Source organism: Alcaligenes pakistanensis (assembly GCF_014652815.1).
GTDB lineage: Bacteria > Pseudomonadota > Gammaproteobacteria > Burkholderiales > Burkholderiaceae_B > Alcaligenes > Alcaligenes pakistanensis.
The window spans coordinates 713,235-736,052 of sequence record NZ_BMZN01000003.1; the positions used below are offsets into that span (position 1 = coordinate 713,235).

Below are 22,818 nucleotides of genomic sequence, written 5' to 3' on the forward strand. Positions count from 1 at the left end.
ATACCTTGGGCCTACTTTAGCCAATATATTGGGGATGTTTTTGCAGCACATGGTCACGCGAGCGATGCGTGAATGTGTCATCAGACTTGTCCCCCCCGGCTCGGCGCAGCACCTGTTTTTGTCTAGTTGGTGCAAGCAACCAAGAACGAGCGATCACCGCCTTGTCTGTTCACATCTTGCTGAAACCAGGGCTTCAAAGACATAAACGCAGTGTGCCATTTTGCCTGCTTGGGCCTTGCCAGCAATGAATATACATGGCTTTTCGCTATATAGGACCCGCCTCGGGCATTCGTGGCAGTTTTGTCCGGCGTGGATTCCCCGAGTGTCACCGCATTGTCATATGCAGATCGTGGCCAAGACCGTTAACATGGGACTTTCACCGTTTCAACAGGAGTCTGCCGTGTCTGTGTCGTCGCTGCCTATCCCCGTATCCTGCCCCCTAGAAGGGGCCAGCAATTTCCGCGATATTGGCGGCTATGCCACACACTCCGGCTCATTTCGTAAAGGCCGTGTTTACCGCTCGGACCATCTGGCGGATCTTAGCGGCCAGGATCTGAACACCTTGCAAGAGTTGGGCATTGCCCGTTCACTGGATTTTCGCGGCGCACACGAGCGCAAGCGCTCGCCCTACCAGTACAGCTTTTTGACCAGCCACGCACTGACGGTAGAACCTACTGTCCTGCCAGATTTTCTGGCAATGGTCGCCAAGGGCCAGATGGATATGCAGGCCGCGCGCGGCACCATGAACAAGACCTACACCGAGTTCGTCACCGGACATGCCGCCACCTTTGCGCGAGTCTTTGATCAGTTGCTTGAAGCCGATACTCCTGTGGTCATGCACTGCACCGCAGGCAAAGATCGCACCGGTTTTGCGGTGGCCTTGCTGCACCGCGCCGCCGGAGTACATCCCGACGATGTCATGCATGACTATCTGCTAACCAATCAATTTTTCCGCCGCCCTGATCTGCCTGATAACCGTGGCATCAGCGACGAAGTGCTGAATGTTCTCTGGGGCGTTCAGCCCGAGTTTCTGGAAACGGCCTTCAAGACCATTGACGAGGAACACGGCGATCTGGAAAGTTTTTTCCAAAACACCTTGAAGCTTAGCCCCGCACGCCGCGAGGCTTTGCTGGAACGCTACACCGCCTAAACAACGCCAACGGAGGTCGCTGGAAGTTCCCAGTGGCCTTCCAGGCTCAAGGCTGGCCCCATCACATTGCGCCACGTTGGCAAGTCGTGCATTTGCGTAAACAAGGGCATGCAATAACGGGGCTGCACGATATCCACCAGCCAGCGCAGATCCGTCAAACGTGGATGCACATTCCAACACAAGGTATGGGTGCCACGCGGCGCATGCGGAGCCACATAGCCGGTATGAATCAATAAGCGGTCGCTAGGATTGTTGGGGTCTGAAGCCCATGCTTGATGGTCCCGAATCAACTCCCCAGCCTTGCCCTGACAGCCATCTGGCTCGCCCGCCAATAGCAGGTGCGCCTGCGGATCAAAAGCAGTGGCACGTGGCATCAATTCGCGCAGGGCCGGCTGCACACCCGGCAATAGCAAATCACTGCTCTGGCTGATCATGCGGGTCAGATTTTCGTAGCAGGCCGCATCCATGCTCCAGTCCTCAAACCCTTGTTGTTGCCGCCAAAACGCAATCTCCACGGCTCGACCGGATGGGGGCACAGGCAATAAGGCGGGATGAGACTCCAGCAACGACTCCAGAATGCTCCAGGCCACATGATGGGACTGGTCATACAGGCCATACGAGGCGTCCAGCAAGGCAAGATAGGCCGGAGGCGGTAAGTCAAAGGGGAACAGCAGGGATTCGCAGGAAAAATCCCCGCTATAGAACAGCCCCCCTCCCACATCCAGATGCAACCAAACACCGCCCAGCGCATGGCCAGACAAGCCGGTACGCACAGCAATATCACCAATGTAGGTGGTGCCACGGGTAGGAAGTTCGCGCCAGATTCGCCCAGCGGGCAAGCTACGCGCCGTAGAGGCCGTGGCATAGATAGGAATATGGTCCGGCAACTTGGACAAAGAGCCGATATGGTCCTGATGATCATGCGTGACCAAGACGGCATCTACATCCAAACCTTGATACCAGTCACACACCTGACCAGGATAGAGAGGCCCACCGGCATCCAACAACAATCGCAAGCCACATGCCTGCACCAAAATGGCGGCAGGCGCTTTGGCCCCATAGCCGCTTAACACCGTCACCAGGGTCTGGTTCATACTCCGTCCCCCATAAGGCATTCAGGCCACATCGCCAAGCCACACCCGGCATCCTGCTTTGCGGCACGGCTACGCACCGGGCACAAAGGCAAAATATCAATAAGCGTAATGGGCCGCAGCACAGGCTGCCGGACAGAAAAAAGTATCAACTTAAAGAACCAGAGCCACCGAAGTGCTCTGCCTTAAAAAGACTACGACAGGCTCAGGTTAAACAAGTGTTCTTTCAGCCCTGTTACAGATTTATGGCAGTAAGATGGCAGCGGTCTGCGGCAGGTTCCGTACAGCCAAATGACGGCAGAGCGTCAAGCTGATAGCAGGCAAAAAAAAGAGCGCCATAAAAGACGCTCCCAAAGGGGGGTGCTACAAACAGGAACTCAAATAATCAGAGGGGTCAGAAAAACAGCCAACACAACAGCGGTCAAAAGACGCATCACAATGCCCAAGACGGCCGCCGTCATGACTTCTTTCTCGTTCAGATCCGAGCACTCGGCCCAGACCACAGGAATCTGTCCGAACACCGCCGACAAGGGCAAGCCCGAAGAGGCCAAGACGAATGAGCCCACGACCAGTGAAGGGTCCAGGGTTGAGGCCATCGCTTGCAACTTGCCCATCGCCAAGGTGGGGCTAACCAGGATCGCCAGCAGACCTGTCTCCGGATGAATATTCAGCGCCAGCAAGCCACGCTCCAGCACCGCACTGATGGGTAGCCAAAGGCCAATATGTTCCAGCAGACCAATCACACAAAACACCAGAGCGACGGCTGGAATCAGAATCAGCAATAGCAACTCCACCCCTTCGCGCGCCGCCTTGAACAACATGGGCGCAAAATCGATATTGGGTGTGAAGCGGGGAGCCGCCAACAAATCCACCGAGCGCACATTGCGATACACCAGACGCGATAACAGCCAGGGCGACAGCAGCAAAGGCCCAAAAATCGCGATCAGCACAACCGCAAAAACGTTCACTCCGGCAAACGTCAGAGCCATCATGCCCAGCATAAAGGTGGAAAAAGACTGCTGCGACTGCACCATGGTGGCCACTGCAATTTTCTGCTCATCCTTAGTGGCCCCGGCCTGACGCAACAAGGGCCCGGCGATACGGCCTGCCGCATTAATATCGCCAAAAATGTTGTATACGCTGGGAATAATGACCGCTGGATTGACTCCAATAGCCCGCATGGCCGGCATGAAGACTCGCATCATGGCGTCGGTAAAACCTAAACGCTCCAGCAAGCGACCAATAATGACGCTGATAATGACCGCCACCCCCACTTGACCGGTCAAAAACACATCCACAACAACCGGTTTGACCTTGTTCAGGACAGTGTCAAAAGCGCCCGACAAGGTGGCGGGAAAAAAGAATAGCGTCAACATGGCCAGAGCCAGCAAGCTCAGGCCCACTACTTCAATACGCTCCAAAGGACGGCGGCCTGCGGGTGGGGAATGCACTACTTTGTCGATTTCTATTGTTTTGTTATCCATGTCTCTCTCCGTTGTGGGAACAGGACCTACTGGAAGCTGAGCACATTCTTGCCCATCAGATGCGCGGTGGAAAAATGCTGTGCGTATTCCCGCAAGCGAGCCCCTCCCACCTGATGCACGGGCGTGGACGTTACCCGATCGCGGAACATCACCACTTCCACACCATCAAGCAAGGCACTTAAGGCATAGGCCAGCGGCAAGCCGTTCTCCAGTATCTCCAGAACGTGGCTATTACCAACCAGGAAGTTCAGACCCATCTCACGCGCGCATTCAATCAATGCATGGCCTTCATAGACACGGCTGATGGATGCCAGCACCGTGTCCACACCCGGATTCTCGGCCACGGCCTGACGCAGGTGATCGGGACTGAATCCCGTATGCGGGAAAATGTGCAGGATGCGGCCAACCCGACTGCTACGCTCGCCCAGACGAATAGCGCCACGCGTCAAAGTACTGGTTTCTTGAATGCCTTCATTGCCTTTGATGCGTCGCTCGGCCTGCAAGACCTGATCTTCCAGATCCAAGCCCATAAAACCATCCAGCCGATCCAGCATGTCGCCCAGTGTGTTCACCCCCTCTAAGGGCTCGCCCACGAACATGACATTGCCATGGATTCCCCCATACGCAATGTCGCTTTTACCCACTTTATGACCATGCAAGTACGCAATGCCCGGGTGCAGGCCATGAAAAGCCTCATGACACTCTAGAGCGGCCACTCCATACAGATCCAGATAGTCTTTCAGGGTCACGCCACCACAACTGGCCGCATCGGCAATCGGGTGATGCGCAACAATGGCATCCACGCCCGTGGCACCGGCCAGCTCAATGCTCAGCTCCGTCATAGTCATGCACACAGCGACCTTTCGTATCTCCTTGTTGGCATCACCATGAATCAAACCTGGGATTTCAAGCACCTGCTTGCCGTAGATTCCCGAGGATTTCCAGATAACGAATGGATGTTGGCCGCACTTGACCTCATCCATACAGGACACCATGCGTCCCCCCGTAATAACATTCAATGCATCCAGCAAATCGGCTACATAGGCCATGATTTTGTCTCCAAATAAAAAGCCGGCCTCAAACCCTGGGGAATCCCAGAGCCTGAGGCCGGCGGTATGCAAGCACTTCCTGTCGGCAACCTCCGTATCCACACCGGTCATGGCCTGGATGCGCTGGCAAACACGGATACGCATCGCGCATCCCGTTCCAGCCGGAAGGACAACAAGACTGTCTACCAGTCAGCTTTTTTTATCGATAGGGAATTCAGGGCGGCGGTCTACACCGGCGTCACTGCATTCACACCTCTTTTTTCAACAACACCATGGTGGATGAAAGCTGTGCAACGGCATCGTAATCCTTGAAGACCGCCACCACATCCAGCCCATACTCTTCCACCAAAATCTGCTTCATCTCCTTCTTGAACGCCTTGATCAGGTACAGATCAGCCAGGTCCGCAATATGCGCATTCTCGCGACTCAGGGTCTGCAATGCGGGCTGGCGTTTATGCACCGCCAACATGCTGATCCTGTCCTCAAGCACATCAATCTTCAGCGTCACCACGCCTGATGCAAAGATACTGCTGTTAATGCGGTTGTAGTCCCGGGTCAGCGCCTGCTTGAATTCGCCTAAAGAAGAAAAGCCTGCCATTCCCATTGCCTACCCCCAACATTTTTGAATTATTTTCGTTTTTCAGTATGTGGCCTGCGCCTCCTGGGCGGTCTGCCCCAGTCGGAAACGGCGATACGCCAAACCCGCCACGGCGATATCCTCAATCGCCACACCCACTGATTTATACACGCAAATCCCTTGTGAGTCGTAGCCCTGGCCGCGGCTCAATTGCAACCAATCGCTTAGCTCACACAACTTATCTTGAATACGGCATTCTGGTGCCGCCAGGATCAAGTCCCCTGCCTCAGACAGAGTTTGCTCACTCCACTCCACCACAATTTTGCTGGCACGCTGCAGACAGGCATCATCCAGTTCACGCGCAGCAGGCAGGCTGGAGCCGACGGCCGCCACAAAACAGCCTGGTTTCAAGGTATGCCCATCAAACAATGGGTCGCGACTACGACTGGCCGTGACCAGGATATCCGCCTGTGCTGCGATTTCATCAGGGCGAGCAGCTCGCACCGGCACACCACAGTCCAGCTCCAGTTGACGGCAACGCTCCTTGTCCACATTCGGACTCCAGACCAATACTCGGCGCAAATCAAAGGCCTGACAAAACTGACGCGCATGCGCTGTCCCTTGAGCCCCCAGCCCCAGCACACCCAAGGTCTGGGATTGTGGGTTAGCACCGTATCGCGCTGCCAAAACTGAACAAGCCGCCGTACGCCACTGCGTAATAGCACCGGCATCAAAAGTAGCCAAAGCCTGCCCATTGAGCGCATCAAACAGCACAATCACGAAACTGAAGGCGCCCGATACAGTCGTGTAAATTTTTGCCCCGGCCACCTGCTGGCCCGGTATTACCGCTCCCAGCGTAGACAGGCGAATCCCTTCCGCTTCCGTACGCACACGACGTTGCTGAGCTGCCTGCCCGCGCCCAAACTCGACAAAAGCCTCCTGCAACACATCCTGGACGGCGGGCGCATCGAGCAACCCGTGTAACTGCTGATCCGTAAAATGCAGCATACGCACTCCCCTTTACCAGGTCACCGTGACATCACCACGCACAAACGTCTGGCACGCCATGCGAAAACCCTGCTCCAGATCCTGTTCGGACAGGTGTTTGTGTTCCTTGGCTTTAACGTCATCCGTATTGTCCAGGCCAGCCGTAATCCGGCATTTGCACGTCCCGCAGAGGCCACCACCGCATTTGAAAGGGATTCCGCCACGCTCTCGTATGGAAACGCGCAACAAGTTGCTGTTTTCGGCGGCGGAGACCACTAAGTCGTTATTTGAAGCAAATGTAATCTGAACCATATTCTGCTACCTCAGGATTGCTGCTGTGCAAAAGCCTGGGCTTTTGCCGTCGTATCGGGCCTTGCACACTCGCGCAGCTCGGCTTGTTGCGTGCCAAAACGCGTCAGGCCAGCCAGCTCCTCGTAAGCTTGCTCGGGTGTCGCAAACTTCTCCATCTGCCGAGTAGGAATATCGTTGGTCGTGCCATTCGGTGTTTCTTCCACGATGCGCACGCGCGACTTTTCCTGAATACGGGCAATGGCAAACACCGCCTTGAAGCGACCGTGAAAATAGTACTCATAGGCCGCGACCACCTCCACGCCCACACCCGGCTCTGTACGGTATTCACCCGGCTTGCTGGTCAGCACCACATACATCACTGCACCTCCTGTGTTTCAACTTGCTCCAGAACGATGTCCTGATTGATCCACAACTGACACGTCAGTCGCCAGCCCTGATCCAGCCGCTCGCCCAACTGTTTTTTCTCTTTCCAGTTGGCCGCAGGCAGATGTTCAGCCCCCTCCAGAACGCGGCAGGCACACTTGGCACACTTGCCCATGCCACAACCGTAGGTCAAGTGGGGAAAGGGGAACTGTTTGATGCCCGCCCTGACCACCAAATTAGTGTTCTCTTGCACTTCGCCCACATGAGTCTGGCCGTTTTTATGAAAAGTAATGGTTGGCATAAGACCTCCTGCTTGCTGCCAATAATGCGACCGGATTGCGAGCCCTGACCGCCTGAAAAACCAAGAACGGTATACCTATTCAAAAATCGCGTTCCACAAACAACGATTTTTCCTGTTTTTAGACACTACTTTCCGCCAATTTGAGTAGAAACCCCTATTGCGGTATACTTAATTCAATTCAACCAAACCAATGAGATCATTATGAAAACCCCCGTCGAACTTCGCTATCTGCAGCGTCCCGTCGGCGAGCAGTTGCTGCCCCACTTGGCTCAGCGCAAGCATCTGCGCCGTCGTATTCCACTGATCAACCTGCCTTCACTGAGCGAACTGTTTGGTGTCTGCAAGAAAAGCGATCACGATACTGCGCACGATCAACTCCCCCACCGTGCCTAAGCCACAGAAGGCTCGACAGGGCGGTTATCGGACTGAAAATTGAATGCGTCGGCATAGATGAATCGCTCATCAGCCCCATACTCTTTGAAAAGGCTGGAAGCCTGCTCGATCATCACGGGCGAGCCACACAGGTAAATGGCATGCTCGGACAAGTCCGGCTCGTCCAGGCAAACCTGCTGCTGGACATAGCCTCTTGCCCCCTGCCAAGCCTCATCCGCGTGTGACAGCACAGGGACGAAGCGGAATTCGCATAAACGATCCGACCAGGACTCAATTTCTTGAGCCAGATACAAATCTTCGGGTCGGTTCATGCCCCAGTACAAGCTGACGGGCGGACAATCATCCTTGTCCAGCAAGGACTCCAAAATGGCTTTGATAGGCGCAATGCCGGTGCCTGTTGCTACCATCACCATGGGCCGCCAATCACGTTCGTGCCAATAAAACACGCCTAATGGCAGCTCCAGTTGCAACGCATCGCCAAGCTGCAAATTAGGCAAACAATGTTGGGTGAAACGCCCCCCTTCCACTTCCCGCACATGTAGCTCGATTTGCCCATGGCGGGCATCGGCATTGGCCATGGAAAAACTGCGTGCCCGTCCGTCCTCAAACAAGATATTCAGGTACTGGCCAGGGCGGAACCGTACTTCCACTTGCGCAGGTAGTTGCAGCTTCAAACGCCAGATGCCCTGGCAGGCCTGCTGCACGCTTAGCACGCTTGCGCTAACTTGCTGGGTCTCGGGCAACACATCCTGATGATTCGCCAGACTGATTTCAATATCTGCATCCAATCTGGCCTGGCAGGCGGCGGCATGGCCCTGCTCGTGCTCTTCATCGGCAATGCTCATGGGCAGGCAGTCATCCTCATAGCAGACCTTCCCACGAGTAACTTGAATGCGGCACGTGCCGCAACCGCCAAACTCGCAGTCGCTGTGAATACGCACTCCTTGCCGCTGGGCCGCCTGCAAAATAGTCTCTTGCGGCTCTACCCAGAACTGCTCGCCGGTTTCCCGGATATCGACACGATGGGCCATGACCTGTCCTCCTGATGCCACTATTTCTTGATATCTGCCTGAACCAGCACGTCCAGACCCTCGTCTTTCAAGGCATCGGCCAGCGCCTGCAAACCGGCTACGCCCGCTGCCGTGTCTTGCTCTCCATTACCCCCACTCAGACCAATGCCGCCAATCACTTCGCCATTGACCACAATGGGATAGCCGCCAACAAAGGCTGCAAAGCGTCCTTCAAAACTCAGCTGAATCCCAAAAGCCTCATTGCCCGGCAAGGCTGGCCCATTAGGGGCTTTGGTGAACAGGTGGGTAGAGCGCTTATGGCCAGCGGCGGTAAACGCCTTGTTCCAGGCAATCTGAGCGCCTGTTATACGCGCCCCATCCATGCGTTCGAGCACGATGGGGTAGCCCCCCTCGTCCACCACACACACGGTCTCCAGCACACCGATTTCTTTGGATTTGGCAATCGCCGCGTCGACCATCAAGCGCGCTTCGCGCTGTTCGAGACGTAGGATTTTTTTCATCATTTTTCTCAATATTTCGAGTTAGTAAAATTCAGATGCCGCGATACACGGTCTTGATCTGGGTGTAGAACTCCAAACCAGCCCGGCCAGATTCACGGAACGTAGAGGTGCTGGACTGTTTCAGCCCACCAAAGGGTGCGTTGATCAAATTGCCGGTTGTGGTGCGATTGATCTTGACCGTGCCCGCCTCAATATCATTGGCAAAGCGATGCGCATACTCGGCACTGCGAGTCACGATGGCCGCGGACAAGCCGTATTCGGTGTCATTGGCCATGGCCAGAGCCTGCTCGTAAGAATCAAACTCCAGCAGCGCAATCACCGGGCCGAAGATCTCTTCACGGGCAATACGCATCTTTTGAGTCACATCGGTAAACAAGGCCGGGCGCATGAACAGACCGCGGGCATACTCGCCCTCTGTCAGGCGTTCGCCGCCCAGCAGATGAGTGGCTTCCTGTTTACCTATGGCGACATAGCTCAGGATGCTTTCCAATTGTCTTTCGGTCGCAATAGGCCCCAGATCTGGGTTGCTGCTTAGCCCGTTACCCACGCTCAAGGCACGTACCTTTTCCACCAGTCGAGTCGTGAACGCTTCCTTCACCTGACGATGTACCAACACACGGCTGGTACCGGTGCACGCTTGCCCACTCAATGAAAACCCGCCTTGCACCACCAGTTTGACCGCCAGATCCAGATCAGCGTCTTCCATCACGATCAAGGGATTCTTGCCGCCCAACTCCATCTGGGTGCGGGTGCTCATGCGCGCTTGACGGCAGATGTCTTCACCCGCTTTTGTCGAGCCGGTAAACGAGATAGCCCGCACCTGGGGAGCCTGTACCAGTGTCGGCCCCACTTCTCCAGCTCGCCCATGTACCAGATTGAGCACACCCGCTGGAATGCCCGCTTGCGCAAAGGCTTCACACAGGTAGTAGCCCGTCAAAGGCGTATCCGAAGAAGGCTTGAAGACGACGGTATTGCCGGTAATCAGCGCGGGCGCAATTTTGCGCGCCGGAATAGAGATGGGAAAATTCCAAGGGGCAATCACGGATACCACACCCAAGGGTTCGCGCTGGGTGTAGACCAATTGCTGCGCATCATCCTGCGGGAATGTCTCACCACTGTATGTCTGGCCTTCCACCGCATAAAAACGCAGTGTCTGGGCCGAACGCCCAACTTCCATCTTGCTTTGCGCCAGTGTTTTGCCTTCCTCCCGAGTCAGACCCTGAGCAATGCGCTCCACATTGCTATCCAGCCAGTTGGCTGCCGCATTCAAGATACGTGCCCGAGCCGAAATAGGTGTCGCCCGCCACCCGGCAAATGCCGCCTGAGCCGCCGCAACAGCCGCTTGCGCATCCTCTGCTGTGGACAGGGGAAAAGCTCCCACCACATCGTCCCGATCAGCTGGATTCAGATTGGCTTGCGTGCGTCCACTCTGGCTGGGCAGCCACTGCCCATCAATGTAATTGTCGAAAACAACGTCCTTGAGATTGTCCACCGCTGTACATCCTTGTTCTAAGTCGGCGGGCCGCCCATGCGCCCGCCCGGCTGATTGGCTCAGGCTGCTTCCAACTGCAGCTCTTGCAGACTGATCTCGTTCTGAACGTAATCGGTGTACAGCGCAGTGGTATACAGTAGACGCATCTCGGCACCAATTTCGCAGATGCGAAGGCAACGCTGCTGCAGTTCGATGGTGTTGGCGTGCTCAAGCACAATCTGGTAGCCGCGCTCACCGTGAATTTCGTCAGACACAATGTGCAGATCAAAGAACTCGACCTCTTCATCGGTGAAACCGTATTTCTCACGTAAGGTCGGTGTCTGTTTGCGATAAATAGACGGCACTTGCGACTCCAATCCCACCACCAGGCCAGCCACAGCGACAACCGGGTCTTCGCGCATAGCAATGGCATAACACCAGGCCTGCAAGGCTCGGGTAGTGGCATTCATATTGTCGGGATTCTCAATCCGTGCCCGTGTCGTGCCGCAGGCTTCACCGAAGCGGATCAGCAAATCGGTATGACGGTCGCCACCGATTTCTTCTTCGTACATATTGGCCAGCAAAAAGTCTTTGGCTTCGACATATTCAGCTGGAGTACGCGCATACAGGTATCCCAGATAGTCCGCAAAGGGGCCCACATAGTGATAGTGGTTCTCTGCCCAGCGCGCCAAATGCTCGCGGCTCAATTTGCCAGTGGCCCAAGCAATGCTGAAGGGAGAGGTGTTAGCACTTTTACCTTTAATGGCCGTTTCCAGCGCAGCGCGAAATTCATCGCGATTCAGCAGTTTTTCCATGACTGTTTCCTTATTGAAAGTCGGCGCTTTTACTGCAGCCGACGAAAGATGAAGTTTGGATTATTTAAGTATATTGTATACCGTCTACTATTTTAGAAAGTAGGGAATAACCCTGCCAACTTATTAGGCCAACGCCACGCAGCCATCCTTGCGCGGATCAGAAACCGCCTTCAAACGGCCATCTGCCAGGCGCTCGACCGCTTGCGCACCCCCAAAATCGCTGCGCCCAGCCAGTTCACCAACGCCTTTGTCGGGCGATGCATAACCGTTTTCGCGCAAGAAATTCGCGCAGCCGGGATCAAACCCCTCTTCCAGTGCCAAGCGGCCTGAACCTTCCAGCCGCCATCGAGCAGCGTAAAGCGCTTGCTCCAAAGGCCAACCGTCGCGCAAGACACGCGTCCAGATCTGAATTTGGCCCTGTGGCTGCATCAAGCCACCCACCACGCCCAAGCCCATATGAAATTGACCAGCCCGCAAGGCCAGAGACGGCACAACGGTGTGATAAGGGCGTCTGCCCGGCCCGGGGCCATTAATGTGCCCCAACTCCGAAAACCCAAAACCCCGGTTTTGCAGCACAAAGCCGCAGCCCGGCACGGCGTAGCCGGAGCCAAAACGCTTGAAAATACTGGACATAAAAGTGACGGCCAGCCCATCGCTATCCACCACCACCGTGCAAACCGTATTACCCGCTGGATCACAGACCACCCTGGCGGCATTGGACATAGCGGTTTCCGTGGCCTGCACCAAGGCCAGCTCAGCCTCGCATTCGTCCACAGGACGACTCCAGGCCGCTTGCACGGCCTCCAGAACAGCTACTCCATGCGTATTGGGCGGGCATTCAAACAAGCTAAACTCCCCCAGCGTGGCGCTGACCGGTTCACAGAAAAAACCCTGGTGTCGACGAAAGTCTTCAGCACACAAAAGCCCTTGCGCTTGCGCCATTGCCTGTTCCGCTTGCTGCGCAGGCCGACCCAAATAAAAAGCATCGGGCCCCTGCTCGGCTATTTCCTGCAAGACAGCAGCCAACTCGGGGTTGGCGTAGCGCTCTCCGGCCGTCGGTGGGTTCGCTGCCCGATACAAGGCAGCACAAACCGGATCTCGATGCAGCACGAAATCAAAAATATGCCATTCGCGCGCTGCCACTGTGGCGACCTTAAACCCTTCTCGTGCCGCCTCAATAGCGGGCTGAAACAAGCGGGCCCATTCCAGTCGGCCATAGCGCTGATGTACATCCCACCAACCCCGCACCAAGCCCGGCGTCGTAATGGACAAGATATGACGCTCTGGAATCCGCGCGCCCGGCAGTTCCTGAACCTGTGCTGCAGTCAAACTCATTGGAGCGGCACCGCTGCCGTTGTACGCCAAGGGCCTGCTATCAGGTGGCGCAATCATGGCTAGCAGATCCCCTCCTATGCCCGTCGCCATAGGCTCGACCACGCCCATGACCGCATCCGCAGCAATAGCAGCATCCACAGCACTACCATTGAGTGCCAGCATGCTTTGTGCAGCGCGTACTGCCAGGGGATGGCCCGCGGCGACGGCCCAATGCGCGCCCAGCCCCTGTTTTTCCCCGGCCGTATAAGCAGTCGTACTCATGGGCTTAACCAAACACCAGTACGGCGCAGATGGTCGATATCCCCATGCCCGCCAGCACTGGGACTGTCAGCGCTCGCACCAGATCCAGAATATGCACCCGCGCAAACCCCGCCACCGCAATCAACGACGACCAGGCGATCAAGGTGCCGCCCCCCGTCCAAATTGCACCAATCTGCCCGACTGCCGCCAAGGTTTCAATTTCCAGACCAGAGACCGGGCTCAAAGCGGAAGCCAGCGTCCCCGTCAAAGGCAGCCCCGAAAAGCCGGAGCCATCAATCCCCGATATCACCCCCACCAACAGCACGCCAAAAGCCACCAGAAAATGGTTGTCCGGAATGAGGTGCTGGCCTGCAGAAATCAGCTCGAACAACAGGCTGGGCGTTTTATCCAGCGGTGTGCCCAGGATGGCAGAGGTCGCTTCGCTGGCCCCCAGAAAGAAGAAACCGGCAATCGGCAGCACCGACCCCATCGCACGAAAAGCAAACACAAAACCGTCTGTCATATGGTCCGGGCAGGTGTCCAGCATGCGACGTGGCCCTTCAGCCATACAGGTAGCCACCATCATCAGCATAAAGGCCACCCCACCGACCAGCCCTGCCGCATCTCCGCCACGCAGCACCGGCAAAGAGGGGATAAAACGCGGTAACACCATGATGCCAATGACGGCCAGAAACGCCAGTGGCGTAATGAAAGCCAGGATGCGCGAATAGCGCTCTTCCTTGGCACTCAGACCAGAATGGGCGGTGTGTTCATTACCCGCTGTACCGCGAGCAATCTCCGCCTTGTCATACGTCCCTTGCGATTCAACATCATCCAGCGTGCTGTCCGGTGCGCGCCGCATCCACTCATCCAGCAAGCGGCTGTCCGCTGGCTTGAAATGACGCCGCATCATCAAGAAGGCCAGGGTCAAGGCCACCGCTCCCGTAATCCAGGAAAGCACCAGCGCCCGGTCGGCCAATATCGCCACATCCGCACCGACACCTGCCGCCTTGGCGCTGATGCCGGGTGCCACCCCAATGATGTAATCGGAAGACAAGGCCATGCCTTGACCACAAATAGCAATCACCATGGCGCCGACCAAGGGCGGCAAACCCGCCGCAATAGCCGCAGGTAACAGAATGGCCGACACCAGCGGTACAGCGGGAGTGGGCCAGAAGAACAGAGAAATAAAGTACGTGGCCGCCGCAATCATCAGAAAAGACGAGGTGCTGTTGACCATCACCTTGCGAAAAGGAGCCACCATTTTCACGTCCGCTTCCAGCCGCTTTAAAGAGTTAAGCAGCGCAGTCATGAAGGTGATGACCAAGAAAATATTGAACAGCTCCTGGGCCGCCACAAAGCTGGCCGAAAAAATGCTGATGAAACCCTGAATAGGGCTGCCCGTCATAGCGGTGACAACCGCCAGTGTGCCAATGACAGACGGCACCACCACGTTGGCCCGAAACATCATCGTAATAATGATGACCAAGACACTGATCAAATAAGCCCAGTGCGCTGCACTGAGCACTACATCGCTTTGCATGAATCCCCCTCCGTTCTCTTTTTTCTAAATATCGTGCACCACTGCAAACGGTATACTATCTTCAATTTGGGCGTTCAATTAGATAAAAATACCAAAAACTGGGGAAAACTCTAAGAACTTAAGGCCTGAATCAATTTGATTGAATACCTTATGCAAATAAAAAGGAAAACTCATGGCAGCTCTGCTTGATCTGGTCGACCCGCTCTCCTGGCTGCTGATGGCCTGCCTGGTAGTTCTGGCAGCCTTCCTACAAGGAGTCGGGGGGATTGGTTTTGCGATGCTGGTAGCGCCGATTGCCGCCTTGGTGTTTCCTCAGCTTGTGCCGGGCCCGTTGCTGGCCTTAGGCGGAAGCGTCTCTTTACTGGCTGCACTGCGAGAGCGGCAAGCCATCGTGCCCGGTGTCGTTGTCTGTGCCTTGGGAGGACGCGCCGCAGGTTCAGTCATCGCCGTGCTGGCCATGACGCAACTCCCCATAGAGGCTATCAATCTGGGCTTTGCTTGCGCTATTTTGGCGGCAGTTGCGCTCAGCGCCTGGGGCCTGCGTATCCTGCCCACCCGAGGCAATATGAGTCTGGCTGGAGTGGCCTCCGGCATCATGGGCACATTAACCTCAGTAGGCGCACCGGCCCTGGCCATTGCAATGCAGAATTTGGCACCCGCACAGCTACGCGCTTCCTTGGGTCTGATTCTGTTTTTAGGTGCAAGCCTGTCCTTATTGTTATTGATTCTGGCTGGCCTGTTCACCGTGCAACAAGCCATGCTCAGCGTTGTGCTCTACCCGTTCATGCTGCTAGGGTTCGCCCTGTCGGGGCAACTTCGGCATAAAGTCAGCTTGCCGCTGATGCGTCGGCTACTGCTGGGTATCTGTTCAATCAGCGCCCTGACCTTGATCGTTCGTACGCTGTGGGCATGAATGCTTAGGCTCCGAACTGTATACCATATTCAGAAAAACGCGCCTAAGCCGTATAATCGCGTCTGGCCCTTTTGCCTGATTGCACAGGTCGCACCATGAATATCCCCAGTTTCAGCCTTCCCAGTAACTTTGCCAGCGCAGACAGCCGTCGTCTGGGTGACCAGCACGCGTCCCTGTTTGCGGTTATCCGCGACCAATTGCGCGAACGCATCCTGAGCGGGGAGTTTCATCCGGGCGACCGGCTGGTAGAAGGCAAGTTGGCCACCGAGCTAGGCGTTTCACGTATTCCGGTGCGTGAAGCCCTACGCGAACTGGCATCCGAAGGCCTGGTCACCATCGAGCCACGACGTGGGGCCTCCGTAGCGGTGCTATCGGCGGAGATTGCCTACAACATGGCCGAAGTACGCGCCACGCTTGAAGGGCTGAATGCCAAACTGGCCGCCCAACGCCGCGACCCGGCCAATATCGAGAAGCTGCAGACCATTTTGAGCCAAGGCCATGAGGCGATGGATGTCGGCAACCTGGAGTTGCTCAAGTCCCTGAACCGACAATTTCATGAAACCCTAGCCACCATGTCGGGCAATATCGTACTGACCGAATTGATGCGTTCCTTACGCGATCGCACGGCGCTCTTGTTTGCCCCCAGCAATTTGCAGCGTATCCGCCAGAATTGGGAAGATCACTCCCAGATTCTGAATGCCGTCGTTGCGGGCAACGGTGATCTGGCCAACCTGCTGGCTACCCAGCACGTACACAACGCCGCCAAGGCCTACCAGGACGCGCAAACAGGCTAAAACCTGCTCAGTCAGGATGCGCCAAGGCTGCTTCAAACACCGTCCAGATTGCAGTCAGACGACGCCGATACTTTCGTGCGCCGCCAAACAGCAACTCGCTTTGCAGGCTCTCTATCATGGCCATACAGGCAATCACCTGTGTCTCCACCTCTAGCGGGGCCAATGCTAAAGGCGAGTTCCCCACCGCCTGGCGGATGATATCTTCCAGATCGTCCATGAAGATATGCATGGGCTGCATGACCTGCTCATACAAATGCACAGGTGGGGAAAACAAGATGCGCATCCAGAACCTGACCTGAGGCGAGCCATCAAAGCGCTCCTGAATTCCGTGGAAGTAGGCCAGCAATTGTGCGCGAATGGCCTCCCCTCCCTGGAACACGCTGCGTGCATGGGCAAGCTCGGACTCGATCATTAAAGGGATCAGGCTCATAAAGAGCTCATCTTTATTGCGAAAATGCGCGTAGACCGAGGGTTTTTTGATCCCCACATCAGCCGCAATCTCGTTCATGGTCGTCGCATCAAAGCCCTGGACCGCAAAGCGGGCCAAGGCAGCATCCTGCAAGCGTTCAGTAGTCGTTTTGCTCAAAATCCAGCCTGCTCAAAATCAGAAAAACAACCTGATACTGTAGTTCAAAAAGGTGGCCTAAATGCTGCCTAAGCTCACCCCTCACGCATTATCTACGCTACTTGGTCCACAAGCCTGGAGCCGGTCCGGCAACGAGTAGCAGCCCAGTAAAGCAGCAATGCTATCAATCCGCAGCCACCAATGGCCAAGGGCAAGGTCTGAGGACCGGGCGAAGCCAGGCTGACCACATAACCCACCAAGGCAGATATCAGGTAGTGGAAGGTGCCCATCAAGGCGGCCGCTGTCCCGGCTTGTGGGCCAGCCACGTTCATCGTCAGCGCCGTTACGTTACCAAACACCATCCCCAAGGAACCTACTGCAATAGCCACCATGGTGGCATATAGGGGCAGGCTCGCCACACCAATCTGGACAGCCACATACAGAAGCAGAGCCGAAAGCGTATGGATAACAAGTCCTAGAACCAGCACCCGGGCGGTGGGCATACCAACACGCAACAGATAATTGCTGACGAAACCCCCCATCACCAGGGAAATCGAGTTGCCTGCAAACACGTAGCTAAAGACAGCCGGTGTCAGCCCAAAATGCTGGGTGAAGACAAAGGCCGAACCGCTGATGTACACAAACAACGAAGCCAGCGCAAAGCCACCCGAGCCGGTGTAGGCCATAAAGACCTTACTGCTCAACTCGCGTCCATAAGCACGCAAAATGTGGCCGGGGTTCAAGGGCACACGCTGCGTGACCGGCAAGGAGTCCGGAATAGCCTTCAGCCCCCACACCATACCCATCGCACCCAAAACGGCCAGCATCCAGAAAATGGCACGCCAGTCTGCGTGGATCAATAGATAGCTACCCAGCAAGGGAGCCACAATCGGCGCGATCATCATGACCTGCATCAGCAAGGAAAAAATGCGTGCCGATTCTTTCATGTCACATAAATCAGACACAATGGCCCGCGGTGCCACCAAGCCGGCAGCCGCACCCAGCGCCTGAATAAAACGAGCCAGCAACAGGGCCTCGACCGAGGTGGCCAGTGCGCCAAAGATCGATCCCACCACAAAAATAACCACCCCTATTAGCAGAGGCAGACGCCGACCGTAGCGATCCAGGAGCGGCCCATAAAACCCCTGCCCAATGGCCAGCCCCGCCAGAAAGATCGACAGCGTCTGCTGGATTCGGCCCGGCGACGCGCCTAGCTCCTGAGCAATGGCGGGCATACCCGGTAAATACATATCGATGGCCATGGCATCCAGTGCCGTCAACAAGGCCAACAACAGAATCAGGGCCCAGCCTAATCCGCTAGAACGGGTAGCTCCACTCACGCAACACTCCAGCGACGGAAGATAAACACAGCACAATTCATGATGAACAGCTCCTAGAGATCAATCCGAAGCCAATGCTTCAGACAAGATATACACGAACCTACCGACCGGTAGGTAGTGGAAACGTACTCTACTCTCTTTTAGCCGCGGGCACAAAAAAAACCCTGACCATAGTCAGGGTTTTTAATCAGGGCATCACCACTTATAGATCCAGCAAATCGCCCATATCGTCTGCGTGTTCTTCCTCGACCGCCATAATCTCGACCAACATCTGGCGCGTGGTCGGATCTGTATCGCCAATACGCTCAATCATCTGCCGATAGGACTCGATAGCAATCCGTTCGGCAATCAAATTAGCGCGAATCATGGATTTGATGTCACCGCTGTCGTCATATTCCGCATGACTGCGCTGCACCAGGTTTTGAGGGTTGAAATCCGGGTCGCCATTCAACTGCACGATACGTTCGGCAATCCGGTCTGCATGGTCAGCTTCTTGCTGAGCGTGCTCCAGAAACTCGGCTTTGATGGGTTCATTGTTCAGGCCGGTAGCGGTGAAGTAGTGGCGCTTATAGCGCATCACACAGACCAGCTCAGTGGCCAGGGCCTCATTCAACATCTGAATGATTTCTTCGCGATTGCCCTTATAGCCAGATGCCACCGCCCCATCGTCCACGAACTTCTTGGCTGCTGCCCGAATAGCGGCAACATCGATTGGACCTTGGCTTGGGTTGACAACTTTCTGCTTACTCATTGCATTCCTCCGTATTGATTCCCACCGCGAAAGCGCGGCGCTGTATCACGCGACAACCGGAAACGAACACACTGACTCCATAACCAACAAGAGCTTGTCCGAAGACAAGCACTTAACCTAAACCTGGGTTTGAAGTCTGCACGCTGCATGTGGTTGAGACCGGTCGTGCAAGAAACTGAACAAAGTGGATAGGTGTTTTTATAGTAGCCACTGCTCCCAGGCTTGGAAAGCGTAGCCTGGCTTGTTTGGCCGGCAGAAACAATAAGGATGCAGCACCGGCTGATCAGCAAACCCAAGGAGGGGACAGGCCAGAAATCACGGCACATGCGGCTTAGCCAAGGAAACACCTACTCTCCTACCCCAGGAAAAACAGGCAAAAACCTGTTCAAGCAGCGATACAAGACCAAACACTTGGATACATGAACCGGCCGATTTATCGGCCGGTTGGTCAGTCTGTTGATACCTAGCTCCTCCCCTCTTTTTTTATCCCTCCTTCTTTCAAGTGTCATAAAGTTCGATTAATATGAAACGACCGTTACTTTTTAATCGAAATCATGCCCTCAATAACTTGGTTGCTACTGACCTATAAGGTTCCTTCCGAGCCCAGTGCAAAAAGGCTGGCTCTGTGGCGACGCTTGAAAGCCCTGGGCGCGGTGTATCTGCAAAACGGGGTATGCGTACTGCCCAAAACGGACGAGCATGTGCGCCGCCTGAAAGTGCTGGAGAACGACATCGCCACCATGGAAGGTGAGTGCGTATTGCTGGAAACCATTGCGCTAGACAAGGCACAGGCCGACAAAGTCATCGCCCGTTTTACCGATGACCGCAACGAGCAGTACCAAGAGCTGCTGGGCCGTTGCAAGGACTTCGAGGCCGAAATCGCCAAGGAAATTTCGATCCAGAAGTTCACCTACGCCGAGCTGGATGAAGAAGAAACCGATCTGAAAAAATTGGAAAACTGGTTCGAAAAAATCCAGAAACTGGATTTCTATGGTGCCCCCCTGGCACAGGTTGCACAAGCGCGCCTGCAAGAGTGCAAGGCAAGGCTGGATGAGTACGCCCAAATGGTCTACGACGCCCATGAAGAAAACCGCTAATTCTGCGCCAGCACCCGTGCCCAGCACCTCACGAGCCAAAATTCATCGCAGCGTCTGGGCACTGGGCTTTGTGTCCATGTTCATGGACATTTCTTCAGAACTGATCCACGCCCTGCTCCCCATTTACATGGTCACCGTCATGGGCACCTCGGTACTGGCCGTGGGTTTTATCGAAGGTATTGCCGAAGCCACGGCTTCCATCATGAAAGTGTTTTCCGGAGCGGTCAGCGACCGCTTTGGAAAGCGCAAACTGCTGGCCGTCATTGGTTACGGTCTGGCCGCCCTGACCAAACCCATCTTCCCGCTGGCTAACTCGCTGGATTGGCTGGTTGGCGCCCGCTTTGTTGACCGTATAGGCAAAGGCATACGCGGCGCACCACGCGATGCCTTGGTCGCTGATGTCACCCCGCCCGAACTACGTGGTGCAGCCTATGGCTTGCGGCAAGCGCTGGATACGATTGGCGCATTCATCGGCCCCTTGTTGGCTATCGGCTTGATGTGGTGGACGGCCAATAATTATCAGCTGATCTTCTGGGTTGCCGTACTGCCCGCCTTTGCCGCCATCGCCATCCTGGTGTTCTTTGTGCGCGAGCCCAAACTGCCCGCCAGCACCCGCCCCCGCAAACTCCCCCTGAATCGGGAAGACCTGAGCCGTCTGGGCTCCCGTTACTGGTGGGTCGTGGCGATTGGTCTGGCCTTCACCCTGGCCCGTTTCAGTGAAGCCTTCCTGATTTTGCGTGGAGAGGCCAGCGGCTTGCCTCCCATGTGGGCACCGGCGGTACTGGTCGTCATGGGTGTGGCTTTTTCCCTGTCCGCCTATCCGGCAGGTGTGCTGTCGGATCGCATGCGTAAAACCGACCTGCTTTTGATGGGCGTCACCCTGCTGATTGCCGCAGACCTAGTCCTGGCCTTTGTCCCTGGCTTGCTAGGACTTGGCTTGGGCGTTGCCCTGTGGGGCCTGCATATGGGTTTTACCCAAGGTCTGTTCAACGTACTGATCGCTGACAGCGCCCCCGCCGAACTGCGCGGCACTGCCTTTGGCATGTTCCATTTGCTGACTGGCATTGCCCTACTGCTGGCCAGCGTCATCGCAGGCGTACTCTGGGATACCATCGGTTTCCAAGGTACCTTTGCCGCTGGTGCTCTATTTGCCGGCCTGACCTGCGTAGGTCTGATTGCATTGCGGCGATCCCCTCAAGGGGCTTTCTGAAAGAACAGGCCGACATTCTGAACTGCACCCCAAAAGTTGGACCCTGATCCAATCTTTGGGGTGTTTTTTATCTCATCACTCAGCAACCGCGGCGATGCACTCGATTTCCAGCAAGAACAAAGGATTCCCCATATCTGCCGCAATCGTCGTACGCGCCGGGTATTCGCCATCCTTGAAGTAGCTGCGGTAGATCTCGTTCATACGTGCAAAATCACCCGCATTTTTCAGGATCACATTAGCTTTGACAATGTGGTCCAGGCTGGAACCTGCCTCTTCCAACAGTGCTTTTACATTCGCCATGACCTGATGCATCTGAGCATCGAAGTCGTTTTCAGCGATCTGGCGATCGTTGAAAAAACCGGGCTGGCCCGAGACAAAAACGAAACCATTGGATCGCACAGCGGGCGACAAGGGGGCACGTGGGGGAGTCACTTTGTCGGACCGGATAATTTCTTTAATCATATTCATCTCCTGGTTAGTAGCTTGAGCTCGACTGGCTCATTTATTCGTATTCTTTAAAGGGTTTACTGCGCACTGGCACCCGATGCCTGGACAACTTTGGCGGCCATTTCCATTTCAGCTTTCAAATACTCCGCAAATTCGGCTGATGTGGTTCCAGCAGGCTCCAAACCTTGAGCCAGCAAGCGCTCGCGGATTTCGGGCAGGTTCACAATGCGTACCAACTCGGCACTAAGTTGCTCCACAATCGGTGCAGGGGTACCCGAGGGAACAATCACGCCATACCAAGAGTTGGAGTTCATGTTGTCCACGCCCGCCTCTTTAAAGGTAGGCACCTCCGGGATGGACTCTAGACGTGTGTCATTAGCCAAGGCAATCGCACGTAGCTTGCCGGATTTCACATGGGGCAAAACATCCGGCGTGTTGGCAAACATCATATCCACATGGCCGCCCAGCAAATCATTCAAAGCTGGAGCCTGCCCCTTGTACGGGATGTGCAGCACATCAATCTTGGCTTCTGACTTCAAGCGTTCGATAGCGATATGCGGCGATGTACCGGCACCAAAAGACGCAAAAGACAGCTCGCCCGGTTTAGATTTAGCAGCGGCAATCACATCGGCCAGGGTTTTAACAGGTACATCGGGATTCGCCACCAGCAAATGCGGTGTGTAAGCCACCCGGCTGACTGGCGTAAAGTCTTTTATCGTGTCGTAACGCAGGTTGTCATACAGGCTAGGATTGATAGCAAAACTATTGGCCACCATACCCAAGGTGTAGCCGTCCGGTGCCGCACGAGCCACGATCTCAGTACCAATAACCGTCCCTGCCCCTGGCTTGTTGTCGATGATGACGGGCTGCTTGAAATCATCCGACATTTTCTGAGCCAGACTGCGGGTCAGATTATCCAGCGTACCGCCCGCCGGGAACGGAACAATGATGGTGATGGGTTTAGTGGGATATTCCTGTGCCGACGCAAACGAAGGCACAGCCGTTAAAGCGCTTAATACAGCCACGCCTGACAGGATTAATTTAAAGCGCATAGTCGTC

At 55.5% G+C, this 22,818-nt stretch carries 25 protein-coding genes; 6 read left to right on the plus strand and 19 right to left on the minus strand.

What is annotated here, in order from left to right; all coding sequences use genetic code 11:
* Window positions 1–400: 400 nt before the first annotated feature.
* The gene (locus IE156_RS12480; RefSeq protein ID WP_189392843.1) at window positions 401–1,150 is read left to right on the plus strand and encodes a tyrosine-protein phosphatase; all 750 of its coding nucleotides are present in this window, start codon (window positions 401–403) and stop codon (window positions 1,148–1,150) included.
* Here IE156_RS12480 and IE156_RS12485 read toward each other — a convergent pair.
* The 8 genes from IE156_RS12485 to IE156_RS12520 form a co-directional block, all read right to left on the minus strand.
* A complete protein-coding gene (locus IE156_RS12485; protein WP_189392844.1) occupies window positions 1,147–2,244 on the minus strand; it encodes an MBL fold metallo-hydrolase in 1,098 nt (365 codons plus the stop codon). The two genes, IE156_RS12480 and IE156_RS12485, sit on opposite strands and share 4 nt — an antisense overlap.
* A 374-nt stretch (window positions 2,245–2,618) precedes the next feature.
* The gene (locus tag IE156_RS12490; RefSeq protein ID WP_189392845.1) at window positions 2,619–3,725 is read right to left on the minus strand and encodes a hypothetical protein; all 1,107 of its coding nucleotides are present in this window, start codon (window positions 3,723–3,725) and stop codon (window positions 2,619–2,621) included.
* Between the two features lie 26 nt (window positions 3,726–3,751).
* Window positions 3,752–4,774: a Nif3-like dinuclear metal center hexameric protein gene (locus tag IE156_RS12495; protein WP_189392946.1), complete on the minus strand. Its 1,023-nt coding sequence runs from the start codon at window positions 4,772–4,774 to the stop codon at window positions 3,752–3,754.
* Between the two features lie 247 nt (window positions 4,775–5,021).
* Window positions 5,022–5,372: a DUF2294 domain-containing protein gene (locus tag IE156_RS12500; protein ID WP_189392846.1), complete on the minus strand. Its 351-nt coding sequence runs from the start codon at window positions 5,370–5,372 to the stop codon at window positions 5,022–5,024.
* 42 nt (window positions 5,373–5,414) lie between these two features.
* Window positions 5,415–6,359, minus strand: coding sequence for an ornithine cyclodeaminase family protein (locus IE156_RS12505; RefSeq protein WP_189392847.1), 945 nt, complete (start codon window positions 6,357–6,359; stop codon window positions 5,415–5,417).
* Between the two features lie 12 nt (window positions 6,360–6,371).
* Window positions 6,372–6,650 (minus strand): 2Fe-2S iron-sulfur cluster-binding protein, encoded by a 279-nt coding sequence (locus tag IE156_RS12510; RefSeq protein WP_189392848.1) that lies wholly within the window; start codon window positions 6,648–6,650, stop codon window positions 6,372–6,374.
* 11 nt (window positions 6,651–6,661) lie between these two features.
* Complete coding sequence (locus IE156_RS12515; protein ID WP_189392849.1) at window positions 6,662–7,006, minus strand: ferredoxin; 345 nt, start codon at window positions 7,004–7,006, stop codon at window positions 6,662–6,664.
* Window positions 7,006–7,314 carry a 2Fe-2S iron-sulfur cluster-binding protein gene (locus tag IE156_RS12520; RefSeq protein ID WP_189392850.1) on the minus strand — a complete coding sequence of 103 codons (309 nt, stop codon included), beginning with the start codon at window positions 7,312–7,314 and terminating at the stop codon, window positions 7,006–7,008. Before IE156_RS12520 ends, IE156_RS12515 begins: the two co-directional genes overlap by 1 nt.
* Window positions 7,315–7,515: 201 nt before the next feature.
* On the opposite strand from IE156_RS12520, the gene IE156_RS12525 reads away from it, so the two are divergent.
* On the plus strand, window positions 7,516–7,707 hold the full coding sequence (locus IE156_RS12525) for a hypothetical protein (protein WP_189392851.1): 192 nt from the start codon (window positions 7,516–7,518) through the stop codon (window positions 7,705–7,707).
* On the opposite strand, the gene IE156_RS12530 is transcribed toward IE156_RS12525, so the two are convergent.
* From IE156_RS12530 to IE156_RS12555, 6 genes are all read right to left on the minus strand, one after another.
* On the minus strand, window positions 7,704–8,738 hold the full coding sequence (locus tag IE156_RS12530) for a 2Fe-2S iron-sulfur cluster-binding protein (RefSeq protein ID WP_189392852.1): 1,035 nt from the start codon (window positions 8,736–8,738) through the stop codon (window positions 7,704–7,706). The two genes, IE156_RS12525 and IE156_RS12530, sit on opposite strands and share 4 nt — an antisense overlap.
* A 20-nt stretch (window positions 8,739–8,758) precedes the next feature.
* Window positions 8,759–9,238: a GlcG/HbpS family heme-binding protein gene (locus IE156_RS12535; RefSeq protein ID WP_189392947.1), complete on the minus strand. Its 480-nt coding sequence runs from the start codon at window positions 9,236–9,238 to the stop codon at window positions 8,759–8,761.
* Window positions 9,239–9,269: 31 nt separating this feature from the next.
* Entirely contained in the window at window positions 9,270–10,730 is a 1,461-nt protein-coding gene (locus IE156_RS12540; protein WP_189392853.1) for an aldehyde dehydrogenase family protein, read from the minus strand.
* A gap of 59 nt (window positions 10,731–10,789) precedes the next feature.
* Window positions 10,790–11,524: an iron-containing redox enzyme family protein gene (locus IE156_RS12545; protein WP_189392854.1), complete on the minus strand. Its 735-nt coding sequence runs from the start codon at window positions 11,522–11,524 to the stop codon at window positions 10,790–10,792.
* Between the two features lie 123 nt (window positions 11,525–11,647).
* A complete protein-coding gene (locus IE156_RS12550) occupies window positions 11,648–13,120 on the minus strand; it encodes a gamma-glutamyltransferase family protein (RefSeq protein ID WP_189392855.1) in 1,473 nt (490 codons plus the stop codon).
* 4 nt (window positions 13,121–13,124) lie between these two features.
* Window positions 13,125–14,642, minus strand: coding sequence for a hypothetical protein (locus tag IE156_RS12555; RefSeq protein WP_189392856.1), 1,518 nt, complete (start codon window positions 14,640–14,642; stop codon window positions 13,125–13,127).
* 172 nt (window positions 14,643–14,814) lie between these two features.
* Between IE156_RS12555 and IE156_RS12560 the strand changes: the two genes are divergently transcribed.
* Together IE156_RS12560 and IE156_RS12565 are read left to right on the plus strand one after the other, a co-directional pair.
* Complete coding sequence (locus IE156_RS12560) at window positions 14,815–15,555, plus strand: TSUP family transporter (RefSeq protein ID WP_189392857.1); 741 nt, start codon at window positions 14,815–14,817, stop codon at window positions 15,553–15,555.
* Between the two features lie 95 nt (window positions 15,556–15,650).
* Window positions 15,651–16,349, plus strand: coding sequence for a GntR family transcriptional regulator (locus IE156_RS12565; RefSeq protein ID WP_189392858.1), 699 nt, complete (start codon window positions 15,651–15,653; stop codon window positions 16,347–16,349).
* Window positions 16,350–16,356: 7 nt separating this feature from the next.
* Here the strand turns inward: IE156_RS12565 and IE156_RS12570 are convergent, their stop codons facing one another.
* The 3 genes from IE156_RS12570 to IE156_RS12580 all read right to left on the minus strand — a co-directional run bounded on the left by IE156_RS12570 (window position 16,357) and on the right by IE156_RS12580 (window position 19,005).
* Entirely contained in the window at window positions 16,357–16,935 is a 579-nt protein-coding gene (locus IE156_RS12570) for a TetR/AcrR family transcriptional regulator (protein WP_189392859.1), read from the minus strand.
* Window positions 16,936–17,027: 92 nt separating this feature from the next.
* Window positions 17,028–18,254 carry a multidrug effflux MFS transporter gene (locus tag IE156_RS12575; RefSeq protein WP_189392860.1) on the minus strand — a complete coding sequence of 409 codons (1,227 nt, stop codon included), beginning with the start codon at window positions 18,252–18,254 and terminating at the stop codon, window positions 17,028–17,030.
* A gap of 202 nt (window positions 18,255–18,456) precedes the next feature.
* Window positions 18,457–19,005 (minus strand): ferritin-like domain-containing protein, encoded by a 549-nt coding sequence (locus IE156_RS12580; RefSeq protein ID WP_189392861.1) that lies wholly within the window; start codon window positions 19,003–19,005, stop codon window positions 18,457–18,459.
* Between the two features lie 554 nt (window positions 19,006–19,559).
* Here IE156_RS12580 and IE156_RS12585 point away from each other — a divergent pair.
* Entirely contained in the window at window positions 19,560–20,102 is a 543-nt protein-coding gene (locus IE156_RS12585) for a Chromate resistance protein ChrB (protein ID WP_189392862.1), read from the plus strand.
* A complete protein-coding gene (locus IE156_RS12590; protein WP_189392948.1) occupies window positions 20,086–21,312 on the plus strand; it encodes an MFS transporter in 1,227 nt (408 codons plus the stop codon). The genes IE156_RS12585 and IE156_RS12590 overlap by 17 nt, the downstream gene beginning before the upstream one ends.
* Before the next feature lie 75 nt (window positions 21,313–21,387).
* Here the strand turns inward: IE156_RS12590 and IE156_RS12595 are convergent, their stop codons facing one another.
* Entirely contained in the window at window positions 21,388–21,774 is a 387-nt protein-coding gene (locus IE156_RS12595; RefSeq protein ID WP_189392863.1) for a RidA family protein, read from the minus strand.
* A gap of 62 nt (window positions 21,775–21,836) precedes the next feature.
* Window positions 21,837–22,811 (minus strand): Bug family tripartite tricarboxylate transporter substrate binding protein, encoded by a 975-nt coding sequence (locus IE156_RS12600; protein ID WP_189392864.1) that lies wholly within the window; start codon window positions 22,809–22,811, stop codon window positions 21,837–21,839.
* Window positions 22,812–22,818: the final 7 nt, after the last annotated feature.